This window comes from Nonomuraea basaltis (assembly GCF_005893125.1).
Taxonomy (GTDB): Bacteria; Actinomycetota; Actinomycetes; order Streptosporangiales; family Streptosporangiaceae; genus Nonomuraea; species Nonomuraea basaltis.
In genome coordinates this window covers 1-17,965 of sequence record NZ_VCJS01000244.1, presented here as the reverse complement: position 1 = coordinate 17,965, position 17,965 = coordinate 1, and the positions used below count along the sequence as shown (strand labels likewise).

Below are 17,965 nucleotides of genomic sequence, written 5' to 3'. Positions count from 1 at the left end.
GGAGCATGACGATCGAGTCCTTGCCCCCGGAGAACAGCAGACACGGACGCTCGAACTCCGCCGCCACCTCGCGCATGATGTGGATGGCCTCGGCCTCGAGTACGTCAAGCTGCGACGTCGTGTAGTCGCGCTGGAGCATGGGAGCTTCCTCCGGCGTTTAGCGGTGCAGGTCCCGAATCCCGGCGAGCAGGGATGCCGCCAGATCCGGTAGGGAAACCAGAATATCTGGTAGTGAGGGGTCGGCTTGGTTGTAGGTCAGCTCAGAGCCGTCGATGCGGCTCGCGTGGGCCCCGGCGGCCAGCGCGACGGCGACCGGCGCGGCAGAGTCCCATTCGTACTGGCCTCCGGCGTGTACGTACGCCTCGACCTCGCCGGTGAGCACCGCGGAGATCTTCGCCCCGGCGGAGCCGATCGGCACCAGGTCGGCGCCCACGAGATAGCTGAGCCTCTGCACGAAGTCGGGCGGCCTGGTGCGGCTCACCGCGATGCGGAAGCGGCCCCCGTCGTGGGCGGGCGGCTTGGGTGGGTCGGCGGTGGTCAGCGTACGGCCCTGGGCGGGCAGCGCCACGGCGCCCGCGGTCAACCGGCCGCGCTCCCACAGCGCCACATGGACGGCCCAGTCCGCCCGGCCCTCCGCTGCGCCTGTGGTCGCGCTCCCTTCGGCCCCGTCTTGGTTACGCGCGCTTCCGGGGCCGGCTCGCCGCTCCGCGAACTCACGGGTGCCGTCGAGGGGGTCGACGATCCACACCCGGTCGGCCTCGAGCCGGCGGGGGTCGAGGCGCTCCTCGCGGGTGGCCTCCTCGGACAGCACGCTGTCGCTCGGCCGCAACCGGGCCAGCGATTCCATGAGGAACACGTGCGAGGCCCGGTCGCCCTCCGCCTTCAGCGCGGGCGCGTCACCGAACCCCAGGCGCTCGCGAATCCGCAGCAGCCTCTCGCCTGCCTCGGTCGCCAGATCGGCGGCGAGAGCGTGGTCGTCGCGAATCGTCATCAATATGCTCCTTGCCCGCGGGCGACGGCCGACCATGTTTTCCACAGGATCTGCAAGTCCAGCGTGAGGGACCAGTTCTCCACGTAACGCAGGTCCAGACGTACGGATTCCTCCCAAGATAGGTCAGATCTACCACTGACCTGCCACAGCCCGGTGAGCCCCGGGCGTACGAGGAGCCTTCTGCGCACATCGTCACCGTAGCGCGCCACCTCTTCCGGCAACGGCGGCCGTGGGCCCACGAGCGACATGTGGCCGAGCACGACGTTGATGAGCTGGGGCAGCTCGTCGAGTGAGTGGCGGCGCATCAGCGTGCCGAGCGGCGTGACCCGCGGATCGTTCCGGATCTTGAACAGCAGCCCGTCGCGGTCGCTGACCAAGGTGATCTTCTGCTGCTCCGAGCCATGCCGCATGGTGCGGAACTTCAGGATCGTGAACAGCCTCCCGTCCCTGCCGACCCTGATCTGCCTGAACAGCGCGGGTCCGGGGCTCGTCACGCGTACGGCGACCGCCAGCCCCGCCAGCAGCGGCGCCAGCAGCACCAGCAGCCCGGCGGCCACCAACCTGTCGAAGACGTTCTTGACGAGTTGCCTGGCCCCGGTCAGCTCGGGATGCTCCACGTGCAGGAGCGGCAACCCCGCGGCCGGCCGGATCATGGTCCGTGGCCCGGCGACGTCCATCAGGGCGGGGGCGACCACGAGCTCGGTGCGCGTGCGCTCCAGCCGCCAGGCCAGCCGCCGCAGCGCCTGCCCGTCCATCTCGGGGCAGGCCAGCACGGCCACGGTGTCGGCGTTGTACTGGTCGACCGCGATCGGCACGTCGCTGAGGTCGCCGGCGACCGGCACCTGGGCCACCCGCTCGCCGGAGGCGGCGCGCAGGAGGCAGGCGGCCACGACGTCCATGCCGTGGTGCCGCTCCCGGCGGAAGAACTCCACCAGCTCGGCGATCGAGGCGGCGTGGCCGACCGCGATCACCCTGCGCATGCACTGGCCGGAGGCCCGGCGCCGATGCAGTGAGCGGCGCAGCGCGTACCTGAAGACCAGGGTGAGCAGCGTGACCAGCGGCAGCGCGAGCACCACGTAGCCGCGGGCGACGTCGGTCTTGGTCACGTAGGAGCCGATGGCGGTGCCCGCGGTGAGCGCCACGCCGGACTGCACGACCCTGCGGAACTCCTCGGAGCCGATGCCGATCATGCGCGGCTCGTATGCCCGGTGCAGCGCCACCGAGCATGTCCACACCACCGGCAGCGCCAGGCTGACCAGCAGGTACGGCAGCACGTACGGCGTGAGCCCGCCGAACCTGACGGAGAAGGCGATCGCGGCCCCGATGCCGGCCCCGCACAGGTCGGCCACCACGGCGCGCAGGCGATAGGAGTGGACCCAGGCAGGCGTGCGCGGGCTCACCCGCCAGGAGACCACGTGACCGGATCTGTCGACGGTCATGAGCTCCTCACCGCGAGCTTCGCCGCGCACGCACGCCTCCAGGTGACCATTCCTGCACGAACAGTCACCGACTGTAGCGGCGCGGAACGCGGCGAACCGGCGAACGACTCAATGCGGCGATCAGCGAGGAGGGCCGGAAATGTGCAGATCGGCCCGGTGGTACTCGTTCTGGGTGGCCTCCAGGCCGCGGGCCACCAGCGACTCCACGATGTCGGCCGCCCGGTCGACGAGGAAGGGCAGGTCCTTGCGCTCCATGGTGGCGAAGTCCTTGAGCACGAAGGCGGCGGCGTCCATGCGGCCGGGCGGACGCCCGATGCCGAAGCGGACCCGCAGGTAGTCGCGGGTGCCGAGGACCTTCGTGATCGACTTGAGGCCGTTGTGGCCGTTGTCGCCGCCCCCGAGCTTGGCGCGCAGCGCGCCGTAGGGGACGTCGAGCTCGTCATGGACCACGATCAGCCGCTCGGGGCCGATCTTGTAGAAGTCGGAGAGCGCCTTGACGGGCCCGCCGGACAGGTTCATGTACGTCAGCGGCTTGGCCAGGATCGCGGCGCGCGTCTCGCACACCTCGGCCCGGCTCTTGTGCGCCTTGAACCGCCCGCCCGCCCTGGCGGCCAGCTCGTCGAGCACCATGAAGCCCGCGTTGTGCCTGTTGCCCGCGTAGTCGGGCCCCGGATTGCCGAGTCCGGCGATCAGCCAGCGGTCCATGTGCTCCCCTTGCAGCGGAACTTACAGCGGAACGGGGCGGCTCGCACTGGGCCACCCCGTTCACTGGAAAACGCGTTATTCGGCGCCGGCCTCTGCGGTCTCGCCCGCGACCGGAGCCGCTGCGACCGCGCCCTCGACGCCCTCCTCGCCTTCCTCGGCCTCGACCGGCTTGGCGCTGACCTGGAGGATCACGGCCTCCGGGTCGGCGGCCAGCTTGGCGCCCTGCGGCAGCTGGAGCTGGCCGGCGGTGATGGCGGTGCCGACCCGCAGGCCCTCGACGTCGACCTCGACGCCGGTCGGGATGTGGGTGGCCTCGGCCTCAACGGCGATCGAGACGAGCTGCTGGTCGAGCAGGCCGTCGGAGTGGACGTCGCCGACGGTGGTGACCGGGATCTCGACGGTGACCGTCTCGCCACTCTTGACCAGGATCAGGTCGACGTGCTCGACGAAGCCCCTGATCGGGTCGCGCTGCACGCCCTTGGGCAGGGCCAGCTCGTCCACGCCCTCGCCGTGAAGGCGGATCAGCACGTTGGGCGTGCGGAGCGCGAGCAGCACCTCGTGGCCGGGCAGGGTCAGGTGCTTGGGGTCGATGCCGTGCCCGTAGAGAACGGCGGGCACTTTGTCGGCGCGGCGGATCTTGCGAGCGGCGCCCTTGCCGAACGCGGTGCGCGACTCGGCGGCGATACGTACTTCAGACACGACATCTCCTAGGGATGCATGGGAATCGGTTCGTTGAGCGCTCACCCTCACCCGCCCTAGCGGAAGGCGTTACGAGCGCAACCTGTTCAGTTTACAAGGCTTCGGTGTCAACCTCGACCAGCTCAGGTGTCACCCTCGAACAGGCTCGTGACGGAGCCGTCGGTGAAGATCTCGGAAATGGCGCGGGCGATGAGCGGCGCGATGGACAGGACCGTCAGCTTGTCGAACCTGGCGGCCTCCGACAACGGCAGCGTGTTGGTGACGATGACTTCGGAGATCCGGGAGTTCTTCAGCCGGTCGACCGCCGGGTCGGAGAAGACCGCGTGGGTGGCGGCGGTGATCACGTTGGTGGCGCCCTGGTCGTAGAGGGCGTCGGCGGCCTTGCAGATGGTGCCCGCGGTGTCGATCATGTCGTCGATCAGCACACAGGTGCGGCCGCGCACGCGTCCGACTACCTCGTTGACCTTGACCTGGTTGGCCACGTCGAGGTCGCGGCGCTTGTGGATGAACGCCAGCGGCGTGCCCAGCGTGTCGGCCCAGCGCTCCGACAGGCGGACGCGGCCGGTGTCGGGCGAGACGACGGTCGTGTTCTCCAGATCGAGCTTGTTCTTGAGGTAGCTCTCCAGCACCGGCATGGCGAACAGGTGGTCCACCGGGCCGTCGAAGAAGCCCTGGATCTGCGAGGTGTGCAGGTCGATCGACATGAGCCGGTCGGCGCCCGCGGTCTTGAACATGTCGGCCATCAGCCGGGCCGTGATCGGCTCGCGGCCGCGGCCCTTCTTGTCCTGGCGGGCGTAGCCGAAGAACGGCATGACCACGGTGATGCGCTTGGCGGAGGCCCGCTTCAGCGCGTCGACCATGATGAGATGCTCCATGATCCACTTGTTGATGGGAGCCGTGTGGCTCTGGATCACGAAGGCGTCGCAGCCGCGTACGGACTCCAGGTAACGGGCGTAGATCTCGCCGTTGGCGAAGTCGATGAGCTTGGTGGGGGTGAGTGAGACGCCGACGTGCTGGGCAACCTCTTCGGCCAGCTCCGGGTGGGCCCGGCCGGAGAAGAGCATGAGGTTCTTCTCGCCCGGCTGTTTGATGCTGGTCACTGCTTAGTCTCCTGCTGCTCTTGCCCGGCCAGCGCCCGCTCGGCGGCCGCGGCCGATTTCGTGCCCGCGCGCCTGCGCAAGACCCATTTCTCGATGTTGCGCTGCCGCGCCCTGGCCACTCCGATGGCGCCGGGGGGCACGTCGGCGTTGATGACGGACCCCGCGGCGGTGTAGGCGCCGTCGCCGATCGTCACCGGAGCGACGACCATGGTGTCGCACCCCAGGAACGCGCCGTCGCGCACGGTGGAGCGATGCTTGTCGACCCCGTCGTAGTTGACGAACACCACGGCCGCCCCGATGTTGACGTCATCGCCGATCGTGGCGTCGCCCGCGTAGGACAGGTGCGGCACCTTCGAGCGCTCGCCGACCTGCGTGTTCTTCATCTCTACGAACGTACCGGCCTTGGACCTGCGCCCGAGCACGGTGCCGGGCCGCAGGTAGGCGTAGGGGCCGACGCTGGCCTCTGGGCCGATCTCGGCGCCGTCGCAGACGGCGTTGCGCACGACCGCCCCCTCGCCGACCCGGGTGTCGGTCAGCGTGGTGGCGGGGCCGATCTCGGCCCCGGTCTCGATGACGGTGTCGCCGTGCAGCTGCGTGCCGGGATGGATGACGGTGTCGGGCCCGATCCGCACGCCGACGTCGATCCACGTGCCGGCCGGGTCGATGATCGTGACGCCGGCGCGCATGTGTGCCTCGAGCAGGCGCTGGTTGAGCACCTTGCGGGCGGCGGCGAGCTGCACGCGGTCGTTGACGCCCTCGACCTCGACGTGGTCGCCGGCCACGCAGGCGCCGACCCGGTGGCCGTCGCCGCGCAGGATGGCCAGGACGTCGGTGAGGTATTCCTCACCCTGGGCGTTGTCGGTGGACACGCGCTTGACGGCGTCGGCGAGCAGCTCCCCGTCGAAGGCGTAGATGCCGGAGTTCATCTCCTTGATGGCGCGCTGCTCGGGGCTGGCGTCCTTCTCCTCGACGATCTCCAGGACGGCGCCGCCCTCGTCGCGGATGATCCGCCCGTAACCGGCCGGATCGGGCACCTCGGCGGTCAGCACGGTGACCGCGTTGCCGTCGGTGGCATGCCGTTCGAGCAGCGCGGCGAGGGTCTGGGTGCGCAGGAGCGGCACGTCTCCGTACGTGACCAGCACCGTGCCGGAGATCGTGCCGACCTCCTCGAGCACGGTGCGGACCGCGTGGCCGGTGCCGCGCTGCTCCCGCTGGACGACGGCGCGCGCGTCGGGGCTGGTGGCGGCCAGGTGGCCGCCGACCTGCTCCAGCGCGTGGCCGATGACGACGATGAGCTGCTCGGGACCGAGGTCGCGGGCGGCTGCGAGCATGTGGTCGACCAGCGCGCGGCCGCACAGCTCGTGCAGGACTTTCGGGGTCTGGCTCTTCATCCGGGTGCCCTCGCCGGCGGCGAGGACGATGACGGCTGCCGGGCGCGGCACACTCACGGACTGAGGCTCCCTGTGACTGGACGGATCAGGGCAATCGGTACGTCTACCGCACCGCTACCCTCCCGACACCGTGAGGATACCTGGCCCCATCCCGAACATTCTCGCCGGGCACGACCTCAAAGCTCCCGGAAGAGGACTCGAACCCCTACAAAGTGGACCAAAACCACTTGTCCTGCCGATTAGACGATCCGGGACCGGCCGGACGCGTGACGTCCGGCACGCCCCTACGATACCGAGCCCGCACCCCGGCGCGCGCCCGTAATTCGGCCCCGCAACCGGCGCAAGCGAGAACTGCCCAGGTGACAGGGGCTATACGGCGCGCGCGCCGTATAACAGACCACCCATAAAGCCGCAAGGCGCGACTCCCACGCATCTCGCTGGGTAGCGCGTCACCTTCCGCACATCTGCGGCTTAGGTCTTCCTTACTTACGATGGCGTAGGTTACGGTTGCGTAGCCCGGACATTCATCCTCATACATGCCGTTGGAGGTCGCCCATGACCGTTACCGCCGAGCGCTCCGCATCCGCCCCGAAGCCCGATTTCGAACCCGAGCCCAAGTCCCGCGCCGAGATGATCATCTTCGGTCTCGTCGTCGGGTTGCCCCTGGTCGCGATCGCCGCTGCCGTACCGCTGGCCTGGGGATGGGGACTCGGCTGGACGGACATCGCGATCGCGTTCGTCTTCTACATCGTCTCGGGACTCGGCGTCACCGTCGGGCTGCACCGCTACTTCACACACGGCTCGTTCAAGGCCAAGCGGCCGCTGAAGATCGCGATGGGCATAGCCGGCAGCCTGTCGCTGGAGATGTCGGTGCTCGACTGGGTGGCCACCCATCGCAAGCACCACAAGTTCTCCGACAAGGAGGGCGACCCGCACTCGCCGTGGCGCTTCGGCCACGGATTCAAGAACATGTCCAAGGGCCTGCTCTACGCCCACATGGGCTGGCTGTTCGAGAGCGAGCGGACCAACCGGGAGAAGTACGCGCCCGACCTGTGCAAGGACCCGGACGTGGTCAAGCTGCACAAGTGGTTCCCCAGGCTCGCCATCATCTCGATGACGCTCCCCGGCGTGCTCGGCCTCCTGCTCACCTGGTCATGGCAGGGCGCCCTGACCGCGCTGTTCTGGGGCACCCTCGTCCGCATCGGCCTGCTGCACCACGTGACCTGGTCGATCAACTCCATCTGCCACGTCTTCGGCGAGGAGGACTTCCAGGTACGCGACAAGTCCCGCAACGTGTGGTGGCTGGCCATCCCCTCCTTCGGCGAATCGTGGCACAACCTGCACCACTCCGACCCGACCTGCGCCAGGCACGGCGCGCTCAAGGGCCAGATCGACCTGAGCGCCGGCCTGATCCGGATCTTCGAGAAGCTGGGCTGGGTGTACGACGTCCGCTGGCCGACGCCGGAGCGCCTGGCGGCGAAGCGCGTTGCCTGAGGCACTTAGCCCGCTTGACATCGATAATCCAATGAGCGGTCATGGATCCGTGGCCGTCATTATGGAGACCGTGACCGAACCCCGATCTCGCAGGCGCATGTCCGGTAGCGAGCGAAGAGAGCAGCTGATCCGCATCAGCCGCACACTCTTCGCGGAGAAGGGGTTCGACGGGACCTCGATCGAGGAAATCGCAGCTACCGCGCAGGTGTCGAAACCCGTGGTCTACGAGCATTTCGGTGGCAAGGAAGGCGTCTACGCGGTCGTGGTCGACCGCGAGATGCAGAGACTAATGAGCATGATCACCGAGGCGCTGTCGGCGGCCCATTCCCTGATCAAGCTGGAGCGCGCCGCGCTGGCGCTGCTGCGGTACATCGAGGAGAGCAGCGAGGGCTTCCGCATCCTGGTGCGCGACTCGCACGCCGCCTCGGGCACCGGGTCGTTCGCGAGCCTCATAAGCGACATCGCCAGCCAGGTCGAGGACGTCCTGGCCGACGAGTTCGCGGCCCGCGGCTACGACCCGAAGCTCGCGCCGATGTACGCCCAGATGCTGGTCGGCATGGTGGCGCTGACCGGCCAGTGGTGGCTGGACGTGCGCAAGCCCAGCCGCGAGGAGGTGGCCGCCCACCTGGTCAACCTGGCCTGGAACGGCCTGACCGGGCTCAACCCCAACCCGGCGATCACCGCGGCGACCCGCGATCACGCGCCCGCGCCCCCCGCCAAGCCGCGCACCAGCGAGAAGGAGCTGCGCGAGTTGGAGAGGGCCCGGGAGAAGGAGCTGAAGGAGGCGGAGAAGATCCGCCAGCGCGAGCTGCGGGAGGCCGAGAAGGCCCGGGTTCGCGAGCTCAAGGAGCGCGAGCGGCTGCTGAAAGAGGCGGAGAAGGCTCGCGAGCGCGAGGAGAAGATCCGCCAGCGGGAGGCGAAGCTGGCCGAGCGCACCGCCCGCCTGGAGCAGGTAGATTCAGCTGAGTGACCGCTTGAACGGTTCGCACAGCGTGAGTGACGATTGTGTTGAGCGGGGCTGACCTTCTGGAGTGAGCCGTTGCGGCTCCGTTAACGTTCTGTTCAACCAATCAGGGCAATATAGGCGATATGTCCGCAGAACCGTTGCATCCTGCCAACGACCTGCCGCTACCTCAGGAGCGGTTTCTCAATCGTGAGGAGAGCTGGCTCCAGTTCAATGAACGCGTGCTCGAGCTGGCCGAAGACCCCAATATCCCGCTGCTGGAGCGGGTGCGCTTTCTGGCGATCTTCTCGAGCAATCTGGACGAGTTCTTCCGCGTGCGGGTGGCGGGTCTCAAACGGCGCATGGCGACCGGTCTGCTGCTGCGGACGAAGAGCGGGCTGAAGCCGCGCGAGGAGCTGGCCAGGATCGCGGCGATCGCGGACGAGCTGGCCAAGCGGCACGCGGCCGCCTTCCACGAGCAGATCTGCCCGCAGCTGGCGGGCGAGGGCATCGAGATCGCACGGTGGGACGACCTGGGCCGCGAGGAGCGCACAGAGCTGCGCAAGCTGTTCAGGGAGCGCATAAGGCCGGTGCTGACGCCGCTGGCGGTGGACCCCGCACACCCCTTTCCGTATATTTCCGGGCTCAGCCTGAATCTCGCCGTCCTGGTGCGCAATCCGGCGACCGACCACACGGTCTTCGCGCGGGTCAAGGTCCCCTCCCAGCTGCCCAGGTTCGTCCCGGCGTCCAAGGACAGGTTCGTCCCGCTCGAGGACGTCATCGCGGCCCACCTGGGGCAGCTCTTCAAGGGCATGGAGATCCTCCAGCACCACGTTTTCCGCGTCACCAGGAACGAGGATCTCGACGTGGACGAGGACGTCACCGAGAACCTCATGCAGGCCCTGGAGAAGGAGCTGCTCAAAAGGCGCTTCGGCCCGCCCGTGCGGCTGGAGGTCGAGGACACGATCACCCCCGAGGTGCTGGCCCCGCTCGTGGAGGAGCTGGAGCTGGCGCCGCACGAGATCTACCGGCTGCGCGGGCCGCTCGACCTGTCGGGTCTGCACGCCATCGCCGACCTGGAGCGTGGCGAGCTCAGCTACCGCTCTTTCGTGCCGGCGGAGGTGATCAACGCCGAGGACGACATCTTCTCGGTCCTGCGCGAGCGCGACGTGCTGCTGCACCACCCGTACGACTCGTTCGCCACCAGCGTGCAGCGCTTCATCGAGGAGGCCGCGGCCGACCCCAGGGTGCTGGCGATCAAGCAGACCCTCTACCGGACCAGCGGCGAGTCCCCCATCGTGGACGCCCTGATCGACGCGGCCGAGGCGGGCAAGCAGGTCGTGGTGGTCGTGGAGATCAAGGCCCGCTTCGACGAGCACGCCAACATCTCGTGGGCCAGGAAACTGGAGCGCGCCGGATGCCACGTCGTCTACGGCGTGGTCGGCCTGAAGACCCACTGCAAGCTCGCCCTCGTGGTCCGTCAGGAGCCCTCGGGCGAGCTGCGCCGCTACTGCCACATCGGCACCGGCAACTACAACCCCAAGACCGCCCGGCAGTACGAGGACTTCGGCCTGCTCACGGCGGACCCGCTGGTCGGTGAGGACGTCACGGACCTGTTCATCCACCTGACCGGCTACTCCAACCACTCCGCCTACCGCAGGCTGCTGGTCGCGCCGCACTCCATGCGCAGCGGGCTGCTGGCCAGGATCGAGCGGGAGATCGCCCACCAGCAGGCGGGCCGCCCCGCCCGCATCCGGATCAAGACGAACTCGCTGGTGGACGAGCCGATCATCGACGCCCTCTACCGGGCGTCCAGGGCCGGCGTCCCGGTGGATCTGTGGGTCCGCGGCGTCTGCACCCTCCGACCAGGGATTCCGGATCTATCCGAAAATATCCGCGTAAGGTCGGTTCTGGGGCGATTCCTGGAGCACTCCCGGGTGTACGAGTTCGGCCTGGGCCGGCGGCCCGAGGTCTGGATCGGCAGCGCCGACCTGATGCGCAGGAACCTCGACCGCCGCGTCGAAGCCCTGGTCAAGGTGACGTCACAGCAGCACAAGGCCTACCTCATCGAGCTGATGGACCTGGCCATGACCGAGACCACGAACGCGTGGTGGCTCAACTCCGATGGCACGTGGGCCCGCCATCAGGGCGAGGACTCGCAGAGCCGTCTCATCAGCACGCGGCGCTGGAGGACCGTTGATGACTGACCCGCTCCGTGCCGCCGGAGCCGTGGTCTGGAGGGGCGCGGAGAGCCACCCCGAGGTTGCCGTCATCCATCGCCCCGCCTACGACGACTGGACCTTCCCCAAGGGCAAGCTGAAGACCGGGGAACACGTGATCGCCGCCGGCCTCCGCGAGGTACGCGAGGAGACCGGCATGACGGTCGCGCTCGGCCGCGCCCTGCCGCCCGTCCACTACATCAGCAGGGACCGGCTCAAGCGGGTCGACTACTGGACCGGCCAGGCGGTCGCCGACGACGGCTTCGTCCCCGGCGAGGAAGTGGACGAGCTGCGCTGGCTGCCGCTGGAGAAGGCCAAGGCGCTGCTGACGTACGAATGGGACGCCGGGCTGCTGCGGGCCCTGGCGGTGGCGCCGCTGGAGACCGTGCCCCTCGTCCTCGTACGGCACGCCTCGGCCGGCTCCAGGAGCGAATGGACGGGCGACGACGCGCGGCGCCCGCTGGACACGGACGGTGCGTCCCAGGCGGCCACCCTGGCCACAGCGCTGCCCGCGTACCGGCCCGAGCTGCTGATGAGCTCGCCCAGCGCCCGGTGCGTGCAGACCTTAGAGCCGTACGGAGCCGAGATCAAGATCGAGTCGCTGCTCAGCGAGGAGAGCCAGGACCCGCGCAAGACGCCCGCGCTGGTACGGGAGATCGGCGTGCCGGCGGCCGTGTGCAGTCACGGCAAGGTGCTGCCCGGGCTGATCCACGCCCTGAGCGGCAAGGACGTGCACCTGCGCAAGGGCGCGTTCGCCGTGCTGCACAGGGCCGGCGAGCAGGTGGTGAGCGTGGAGCGCTACACGGCCTGACGGCTCATCCCGCTTGATGGCTCACCACGTCACCGGGAGTTCGGCGAACCCGTCGGCGATCCTCCCTTCGCTGCGCCGCAGCTCCGCGGCGGGTACGGCCAGCCGCAGCGTGGGGAAGCGCTGGAACAGCCTGCTGAACACGGCGATCAGCTCGACCCTGGCCAGGCTGGCGCCGATGCAGAAGCGCGGCCCGTACCCGAAGCTCAGATGCGGGTCGGTCTGCGGACGGCGGATGTCGAACACGTCCGGATCCGGATAGATCCGCTCGTCCCGGTTCGCCGGGCCCGGGAGGATCACGACGGCCTCGCCCCGGCGGATCGTCCGGTCGCCGAGCCGGATGTCCTCGTGGGCGTACCTGGGCAGGCCGTGCAGGCTCGTCGTGACCATGCGCAGGATCTCCTCGACCGCGCCGGGCGCCAGCCCCGGGTCGGCCTTGAGCAGGTCGAGCTGGTCCGGGTTGGCGAGCAGGAGCAGCACGCCGAAGTCGATGCGGTTGACCGTGGTCTCGTGCCCGGCGAACAGCAGCGCGCCGGCCAGCTGCGCGATCTTGCCGTCGTCGTCCAGCTCGCCCGCCAGGTCGGACAGCACGTCCTCGGCGGGCTCGTGCCGCTTGCGCTCGATCAGGCCCGCCATGTACGCGCTCAGCTCCTCGCGGGCGACCTGGCTCCGCTCCGGGTCGAGCATGTCGCCCATGCGCTCCGACACGCCGCCGAAGTACTCCCTGTCCTCGTACGGCACGCCGAGCAGCCGGCAGATGACCAGCACCGGCAGCGGGAAGGACAGCTCGGCGTGCAGGTCGACCGGCGGCGTCAGCTTGGCGAGGTGGTCGAGCCGCTCGCCGACCAGGGCGCCCACGTGATCGGTGAGCGCCTTCATGCGGCGCGCCGAGAACGACGGCATGAACAGCTTGCGCATGCGGTCGTGCTCGGCCTTCTCCGTGGCGATGTCGCCCTGGGGGCCGCCGAGCAGAGCCGAGCCCGACAGGCGCGCGGCCTTGTCCGGCTCCGGGTGCGAGCGTCCCAGCCGGCCGTCGTTGAACAGCTTGCGGGCGTCCTCGTACCCGCTGACCAGCCAGACCTCGTCACCCATCCGGGTGCGTACCTTGGCGATGCCCTCCTTGACGCGAAGCTCCCGGTACGCCGGGGGCACTTCGAGCAGATCGCTACGTTCGAAGGGAATGACCGGAAGATTGCTCATGTAGAACCTTCCCCACTGCTTTGACAGTTTCGGCCCATACCCTGGGGAAGTCGGCGTGTGCCCGCTCTGCGGTGTTGCGTTCGATCCCGACGAGCAGCCCGTACGTGAACGTGTCCTCGCCTGCCTGCCGGGCGTTCTCCGCCTCCTTCGCCAGCGTTTCCTGCGCGACCACGCCGTCCTGGTGCGTCCCCAGTACTTCCTGGATGTCCTCGGCCAGCTTGGCCAGCCTGGACATGTTCTTGCCGAGGGTGGGTTGGAGCGCTTCGGCGGTGTAACGAGCGCGTTTGGCCGCCTTGCGCACGTCGTGCATGGCGATCTCGCGGCGTTCGAGGTCCTCGATGGCCTGGGCGGTGTCGTACGCCCTGGTCACCCGGTCCCAGCCGGCCGCCGCGATGGCGCTGAGCCGTTCCTCTGCCGGCTTGGCCGCCGCCTTGCCCAGGTTCGGGTGAGAGACGAGCTCGTCGAGGGTGTTGAGCAGGGTGTAGTAGCGGTCGCCGCTGAGCGCGTCCTTGATCCGCTCGTACCCCTCCTGCTCGCGTTTGTACAGGTCCGAGCCGAGCCTGGTCTGGATGGGGCCGATGACCAGCTCGGGCGCCAGACGGGCGAGCGCCTTGCCGAACCTGGCTCTGGTCACCTCGAGGTCGCGGACCTCGCCGAGCACGTTGCCGAGCCACTGCAGCTCCTCCTGGAGCGGCTCGGTGCCGACGACCACGGCCTTGAACGCCTTCAGCGCGCTGCGCAGCCTGCGGCACGCCACGCGCATCTGGTGCACGGCGTCGTATTCGGCCCGGCGTACCCGCGGATCCTGGGAGAGGAGGGCGGCCACCTGGCCCGCCAGGTAGTCGACGACGGCCTCGCCGGCCGAGCCCGGTTTGGTGAGGGCCTTGGCGGGAGGGGCGGGTTCGAGCAGCTTGGCGAGCTTGCTGGTGGCCTCGGAGGGCGTGGCGCCGGCCTTCCTGAGCCGCTTGCCGACCTTGGCCAGCAGCGCCTGGCTGCCGTCGAGCAGCTCGGCCTCGACCTCGCGCCACCGTACGACCTTGCCGTCGTCTCTGTGGTCGACTCCCTTGACGCGGTCGTCGGCGATCTCGATCAGCCTGGTCTCGCCGTCGAGGAGGAGCGTGACGCTCCTGCGGGTGTCCAGCTCCGCGACCACCTGGAGCTCGGCGCCGCGGGTGTAGGCGCGGACGAGCTCGGCCAGTTCCGGGGGCACGATCTTGGTACTGCGGGTGAGCGGATGCGTGATCTCCTGCCGCACGCCCTTGGCCTTGGGCAGCTTCAGGTGCCAGCCGGCATCGTGGCCGCCTCGTCGTCGCCTGAGCGTGACGCCCCGGGCGGCCAGCCGCAGGTCAGGGGTGTCATAGTAGAGGGCCACGAGCTGGTAGCTCTTCGGGCCCACGATGTCGGCCAGACCGCTCAGGTCCGGGAGAGCGTAATCCGAGGAGACGTCGAACTTGTCCTCGATCTCGATGCTCACTACACCTCACAAGAGTCCGATTTCGGACAATGATGCCACTACCAGGTGAACATCACACGGGGTGGAGGAGTTCGATTCTGTTGCCGACCGGGTCGGGGCACCTCCCGCAGGCCCAGCACGCCCGCGTAGAAGTCCCGCAGGAGCGGCTCGCTGTCCCTCGGCGCGGCGAGCTGGACGTGGTGCAGTGCTCGGATCACTTCTGCGCCACTACGAAGATCCGCCGGAACGGGAAGAGGGTGCCGTAGCTCCGGGCCGGGTACGCCTCCGCGAGCGGCTTGGCCAGGTCGGACTTGAACCGCCGCTGCTCGTCCGGATCGAGCCGGTCGAGGATCGGGCGCAGGGCGGTGCCGGAGACCCAGTCGAGTACCGGGTTGTCGCCCTGGAGCACGTGCACGTACGTCGTCTCCCAGGCGTCCACCTGGGCGCCGCCGTGGTGGAGCAGGTCGAGGTACTCGATGGGGTCGTCGACCGGGTTTCCCCTGGTGAAGTCGCTGAGCTTGTCGGACCAGGCACGCGAGGCGCACAGCTCGCGAATCGCGACGTGGCTCGGCGCGTCGAAGTTGCCGGGCACCTGGAAGGCCAGCCAGCCGCCGGGGGCCAGGTCCTCCATCCAGTGTTCGAGCACGTTGCGGTGCGAGGGCACCCACTGCAGGACGGCATTGGAGACGATCACGTCCATCGGCCGGTCCGGACGCCAGGTGGACACGTCCGCGACGGCGAACCTGATGGACGTCGTCAACTGGCGGGCCTGGGTGATCATCGCGGGCGAGGAGTCGTAGCCCTCGATCGTCGCGCCGGGCCAGCGATTGCTCAGCTGGACGGTGAGCTCGCCGCTGCCGCAGCCCGCGTCCACGACATAATCGGGGTTGACCGCCCCCACCCTGGAGATCAGCTCGATGAACGGCCGCGACCTTTCGTCCGCGTAAACCGCGTAGGTGACCGGGTCCCAGATATCTCTTGACATAAAGATAATTGATATCGAGAGAGATATCTCGATGTCAAGACAGTACACTTCTGTGTCATGACGGAGGATGCTAGAGACGAGGTTGATCGCCTCGTCGCGGCTTGGCGAACGGAACGTCCCGACCTCGACGTCGAGCCGCTCCAGGTTCTCTCTAGAGTGTCACGACTCGCCAAGCATCTCGACCGCGCCCGGCGGGCGGCGTTCGCCGAGCATGATCTGGAGCCCTGGGAGTTCGACGTGCTGACCGCGCTGCGACGGGCCGGGAAGCCGTACGAGCTCAGCCCAGGCGCCCTGCTCCGCGCCACGCTGGTCACCTCGGGAACCATGACGAACCGCATCGACCGCCTCGCCGCCGCCGGGCTCGTGCGGCGGCGGCCGGACCCCGAGGATCGGCGTGGCGTGCTGGTCTCCCTGACGGACACAGGGCTGGCCAGGGTCGACGCCGCCTTCGCCGACCTGCTGCGGCGCGAGCGCGAACTTCTCTCCGGCCTCGGCCGCCGCGATCAGCGTGATCTCGCCTCTCTCCTCCGCATGCTCCTCACCCCGTTTGACTCGCCCCGTTGAAAACTCTTGGGCTGGTCAAGCGCCCAGGCGGCCGATCGAGTGGTCAGTCGCCCAGGCGGTCGGCTAGGTCGAGCCACTCTGCTTCGATCGTGTCCTTCTGGGCGATGATCTCGCGTAGTTCGGCGTCGAGCGTGCCCAGCTTGCCGTAGTCGCTGGCCGCTTCCGCCATGGCGGCGTGGAGGCGGGCCTCCTGGTCGGTTAGCTTGTCGAGCTGGCGTTCCAGGCGGTTGAGTTCCTTGCGGAGCTCGCGTTCCTCCTTGGCCGACAGCTCGGGTTTGGCCTGGTCGGTGGCCGTCGTCGGTCGAGGGGCGCCTGGGCCGGCGGGAGCCGCAGGAGTCGGTGATGCGGTGGCCAGGCGGGCGGTCAGGGCGGTGCCTGCCGCGCGTCGTTCGAGGTATTCGTCCACTCCACCGGGCAGCAGTGACAGCTTGCCGTTCCCCAGCAGCGCCACCGAGCGATCGGTCACCCGCTCCAGGAAGTAGCGGTCGTGGCTCACCAGGATCAGCGTGCCGGGCCAGCCGTCCAGCAGGTCTTCCAGCTCGTTGAGCGTCTCGATGTCGAGGTCGTTGGTGGGCTCGTCGAGCAGCAGGACGTTGGGGTCGTCCATGAGGAGCCTGAGCAACTGCAGCCGCCGCCGCTCACCACCGGACAGGTCGCCGACGACCTTCCACTGCTCCTCGCCCTTGAAGCCCAGGCGTTCGAGCAGCTGGGAGGCGGACCACTCCTTCTTGCCGAGCAGGAGGTACTTGCGCACTTCCTCGACCGACTCCAGCACCCGCCGCGTCGGGTCGAGCTCGTCCAGCTCCTGGGACAGGTGCGCCAGGCGTACCGTCTTGCCCCTGACCATCCGGCCGGAGTCGGGCTTGATCGTGTCGGCGAGCAGCCGCAGCACGGACGACTTGCCGGACCCGTTCACCCCGATCAGCCCGACGCGGTCGCCCGGGCCGAACTGCCACGTGCAGTGGTCGAGCACCAGCGGCCCGCTGCCGGGTCCACCGGCGTGCAGGGTGACGTCCTCGAGGTCGTAGACGGTCTTGCCAAGCCGGGCCGCGGCGAACTTCATCAGCTCGACGGTCTCACGCGGCGGAGGCTCGTTCGCGATCAGCGCCTGGGCGGCCTCGACGCGGAACTTCGGCTTGGACGTGCGGGCGGGCGGGCCGCGCCGCAGCCAGGCGATCTCCTTGCGCATGAGGTTCTGCCGGCGCTCCTCGGTGGCCTGGGCGATCCGCGCCCGCTCGGACTTGGCCAGCACGTAGGCGGCGTAGCCACCTTCGTAGCGCTCGACGCGGCCGTCCACGACCTCCCACGTGCGGGTGGACACGGCGTCGAGGAACCACCGGTCGTGCGTCACGACCACCAGCGCGCTCTTCCGGTCGGCCAGGTGCGCGGCCAGCCACGCGATCGCCTCGATGTCGAGGTGGTTCGTGGGCTCGTCCAGCATGATCAGGTCGTGGTCGTCGATCAGCAGCTTCGCCAGCGCCGTACGCCTGCGCTCGCCGCCTGACAGATCGGCGGTCCTGGAGTCGAGGTCGAGGTCGCCAATCAGGTTTGTCAGGATCTCGCGAACCGCCTGGTCCCCGGCCCACTCGTGCTCGGCCATCCCGCCGAGGACGATCTCGCGCACGGTGGCGGCCGGGTCGAGCGTGTCCTGCTGCGAAAGGAACCCGACCCGCAGGCCGCGGGTGTGGGTGACGCGGCCGCCGTGGGGGCGGATGTCGCCGGCGATGACGGAGATCAGTGTCGTCTTGCCGCCCCCGTTGCGCCCGACGACGCCGATGCGCTCCCCTGCCTCGACGCCGAGGGACACGTCGCTGAGGAGCGGCTTGGGCCCGTAGGCATGGGAAACCGACTCAAGATTGACCAGATTCATGACTTTCCCAGGGTATCGGCTCCCCACCGCCCCAACTCCCACCCGCAACCATCGCCCGGTCGGGGGGCGGGACGGGGCGTTCTGCGACCGGCTTGGGCACGAAG

The 17,965-nt window shown here is 68.9% G+C and carries 15 protein-coding genes, 1 tRNA gene and 1 pseudogene; 5 read left to right on the top strand and 12 right to left on the bottom strand.

Annotated elements, in window-relative coordinates:
- The 8 genes and pseudogenes from EJK15_RS57625 to EJK15_RS57590 all read right to left on the bottom strand — a co-directional run.
- A pseudogene (locus tag EJK15_RS57625) lies at nt 1-139 on the bottom strand (sulfate adenylyltransferase subunit CysD); the annotation flags it as partial.
- Between the two features lie 18 nt (nt 140-157).
- Nucleotides 158-991 carry a 3'(2'),5'-bisphosphate nucleotidase CysQ gene (locus tag EJK15_RS57620; protein WP_171075169.1) on the bottom strand — a complete coding sequence of 278 codons (834 nt, stop codon included), beginning with the start codon at nt 989-991 and terminating at the stop codon, nt 158-160.
- The gene (locus tag EJK15_RS57615; RefSeq protein ID WP_138718903.1) at nt 991-2,430 is read right to left on the bottom strand and encodes a sugar transferase; all 1,440 of its coding nucleotides are present in this window, start codon (nt 2,428-2,430) and stop codon (nt 991-993) included. Before EJK15_RS57615 ends, EJK15_RS57620 begins: the two co-directional genes overlap by 1 nt.
- 120 nt (nt 2,431-2,550) lie before the next feature.
- Complete coding sequence (gene pth / locus EJK15_RS57610) at nt 2,551-3,135, bottom strand: aminoacyl-tRNA hydrolase (protein WP_138718902.1); 585 nt, start codon at nt 3,133-3,135, stop codon at nt 2,551-2,553.
- Between the two features lie 75 nt (nt 3,136-3,210).
- On the bottom strand, nt 3,211-3,834 hold the full coding sequence (locus EJK15_RS57605; protein ID WP_138718901.1) for a 50S ribosomal protein L25/general stress protein Ctc: 624 nt from the start codon (nt 3,832-3,834) through the stop codon (nt 3,211-3,213).
- Between the two features lie 122 nt (nt 3,835-3,956).
- Nucleotides 3,957-4,934, bottom strand: a complete 978-nt coding sequence (locus tag EJK15_RS57600) for a ribose-phosphate diphosphokinase (RefSeq protein WP_138718900.1) — start codon at nt 4,932-4,934, stop codon at nt 3,957-3,959.
- Nucleotides 4,931-6,382, bottom strand: coding sequence for a bifunctional UDP-N-acetylglucosamine diphosphorylase/glucosamine-1-phosphate N-acetyltransferase GlmU (gene glmU, locus EJK15_RS57595; protein ID WP_138718899.1), 1,452 nt, complete (start codon nt 6,380-6,382; stop codon nt 4,931-4,933). The genes EJK15_RS57600 and glmU overlap by 4 nt, the downstream gene beginning before the upstream one ends.
- Nucleotides 6,383-6,507: 125 nt before the next feature.
- Nucleotides 6,508-6,579: transfer RNA gene (locus EJK15_RS57590), tRNA-Gln, on the bottom strand.
- 301 nt (nt 6,580-6,880) lie between these two features.
- Between EJK15_RS57590 and EJK15_RS57585 the strand changes: the two genes are divergently transcribed.
- From EJK15_RS57585 to EJK15_RS57570, 4 genes are all read left to right on the top strand, one after another.
- Nucleotides 6,881-7,819 carry an acyl-CoA desaturase gene (locus tag EJK15_RS57585; RefSeq protein WP_138718898.1) on the top strand — a complete coding sequence of 313 codons (939 nt, stop codon included), beginning with the start codon at nt 6,881-6,883 and terminating at the stop codon, nt 7,817-7,819.
- Between the two features lie 61 nt (nt 7,820-7,880).
- Nucleotides 7,881-8,789, top strand: a complete 909-nt coding sequence (locus EJK15_RS57580) for a TetR/AcrR family transcriptional regulator (RefSeq protein ID WP_240777874.1) — start codon at nt 7,881-7,883, stop codon at nt 8,787-8,789.
- A 119-nt stretch (nt 8,790-8,908) separates the two neighbouring features.
- Nucleotides 8,909-10,969 carry an RNA degradosome polyphosphate kinase gene (locus EJK15_RS57575; protein WP_138718897.1) on the top strand — a complete coding sequence of 687 codons (2,061 nt, stop codon included), beginning with the start codon at nt 8,909-8,911 and terminating at the stop codon, nt 10,967-10,969.
- Nucleotides 10,962-11,792 carry an NUDIX hydrolase gene (locus EJK15_RS57570; RefSeq protein ID WP_138718896.1) on the top strand — a complete coding sequence of 277 codons (831 nt, stop codon included), beginning with the start codon at nt 10,962-10,964 and terminating at the stop codon, nt 11,790-11,792. Before EJK15_RS57575 ends, EJK15_RS57570 begins: the two co-directional genes overlap by 8 nt.
- Nucleotides 11,793-11,813: 21 nt before the next feature.
- Here the strand turns inward: EJK15_RS57570 and EJK15_RS57565 are convergent, their stop codons facing one another.
- From EJK15_RS57565 to EJK15_RS57550, 3 genes are all read right to left on the bottom strand, one after another.
- On the bottom strand, nt 11,814-12,989 hold the full coding sequence (locus EJK15_RS57565) for a cytochrome P450 (RefSeq protein WP_138718895.1): 1,176 nt from the start codon (nt 12,987-12,989) through the stop codon (nt 11,814-11,816).
- Complete coding sequence (locus EJK15_RS57560) at nt 12,955-14,463, bottom strand: CYTH and CHAD domain-containing protein (protein ID WP_138718894.1); 1,509 nt, start codon at nt 14,461-14,463, stop codon at nt 12,955-12,957. The genes EJK15_RS57565 and EJK15_RS57560 overlap by 35 nt, the downstream gene beginning before the upstream one ends.
- 193 nt (nt 14,464-14,656) lie before the next feature.
- Nucleotides 14,657-15,427, bottom strand: coding sequence for a trans-aconitate 2-methyltransferase (locus tag EJK15_RS57550; protein WP_240777873.1), 771 nt, complete (start codon nt 15,425-15,427; stop codon nt 14,657-14,659).
- A gap of 57 nt (nt 15,428-15,484) precedes the next feature.
- On the opposite strand from EJK15_RS57550, the gene EJK15_RS57545 reads away from it, so the two are divergent.
- On the top strand, nt 15,485-15,991 hold the full coding sequence (locus tag EJK15_RS57545) for a MarR family winged helix-turn-helix transcriptional regulator (protein ID WP_138718893.1): 507 nt from the start codon (nt 15,485-15,487) through the stop codon (nt 15,989-15,991).
- A gap of 43 nt (nt 15,992-16,034) precedes the next feature.
- Here the strand turns inward: EJK15_RS57545 and EJK15_RS57540 are convergent, their stop codons facing one another.
- Nucleotides 16,035-17,861, bottom strand: coding sequence for an ABC-F family ATP-binding cassette domain-containing protein (locus EJK15_RS57540; RefSeq protein ID WP_138718892.1), 1,827 nt, complete (start codon nt 17,859-17,861; stop codon nt 16,035-16,037).
- Nucleotides 17,862-17,965 lie beyond the last annotated feature (104 nt).

Coding starts and splice junctions, on each gene's coding strand:
- pth (WP_138718902.1), bottom strand. CDS start 3,135: ATGGACCGCTGGCTGATCGCCGGACTCGGCAATCCGGGGCCCGACTAC.
- EJK15_RS57580 (WP_240777874.1), top strand. CDS start 7,881: ATGGAGACCGTGACCGAACCCCGATCTCGCAGGCGCATGTCCGGTAGC.
- EJK15_RS57615 (WP_138718903.1), bottom strand. CDS start 2,430: ATGACCGTCGACAGATCCGGTCACGTGGTCTCCTGGCGGGTGAGCCCG.
- EJK15_RS57565 (WP_138718895.1), bottom strand. CDS start 12,989: ATGAGCAATCTTCCGGTCATTCCCTTCGAACGTAGCGATCTGCTCGAA.
- EJK15_RS57550 (WP_240777873.1), bottom strand. CDS start 15,427: ATGTCAAGAGATATCTGGGACCCGGTCACCTACGCGGTTTACGCGGAC.
- EJK15_RS57585 (WP_138718898.1), top strand. CDS start 6,881: ATGACCGTTACCGCCGAGCGCTCCGCATCCGCCCCGAAGCCCGATTTC.
- EJK15_RS57540 (WP_138718892.1), bottom strand. CDS start 17,861: ATGAATCTGGTCAATCTTGAGTCGGTTTCCCATGCCTACGGGCCCAAG.
- EJK15_RS57575 (WP_138718897.1), top strand. CDS start 8,909: ATGTCCGCAGAACCGTTGCATCCTGCCAACGACCTGCCGCTACCTCAG.
- EJK15_RS57620 (WP_171075169.1), bottom strand. CDS start 991: ATGACGATTCGCGACGACCACGCTCTCGCCGCCGATCTGGCGACCGAG.
- EJK15_RS57545 (WP_138718893.1), top strand. CDS start 15,485: ATGACGGAGGATGCTAGAGACGAGGTTGATCGCCTCGTCGCGGCTTGG.
- EJK15_RS57570 (WP_138718896.1), top strand. CDS start 10,962: ATGACTGACCCGCTCCGTGCCGCCGGAGCCGTGGTCTGGAGGGGCGCG.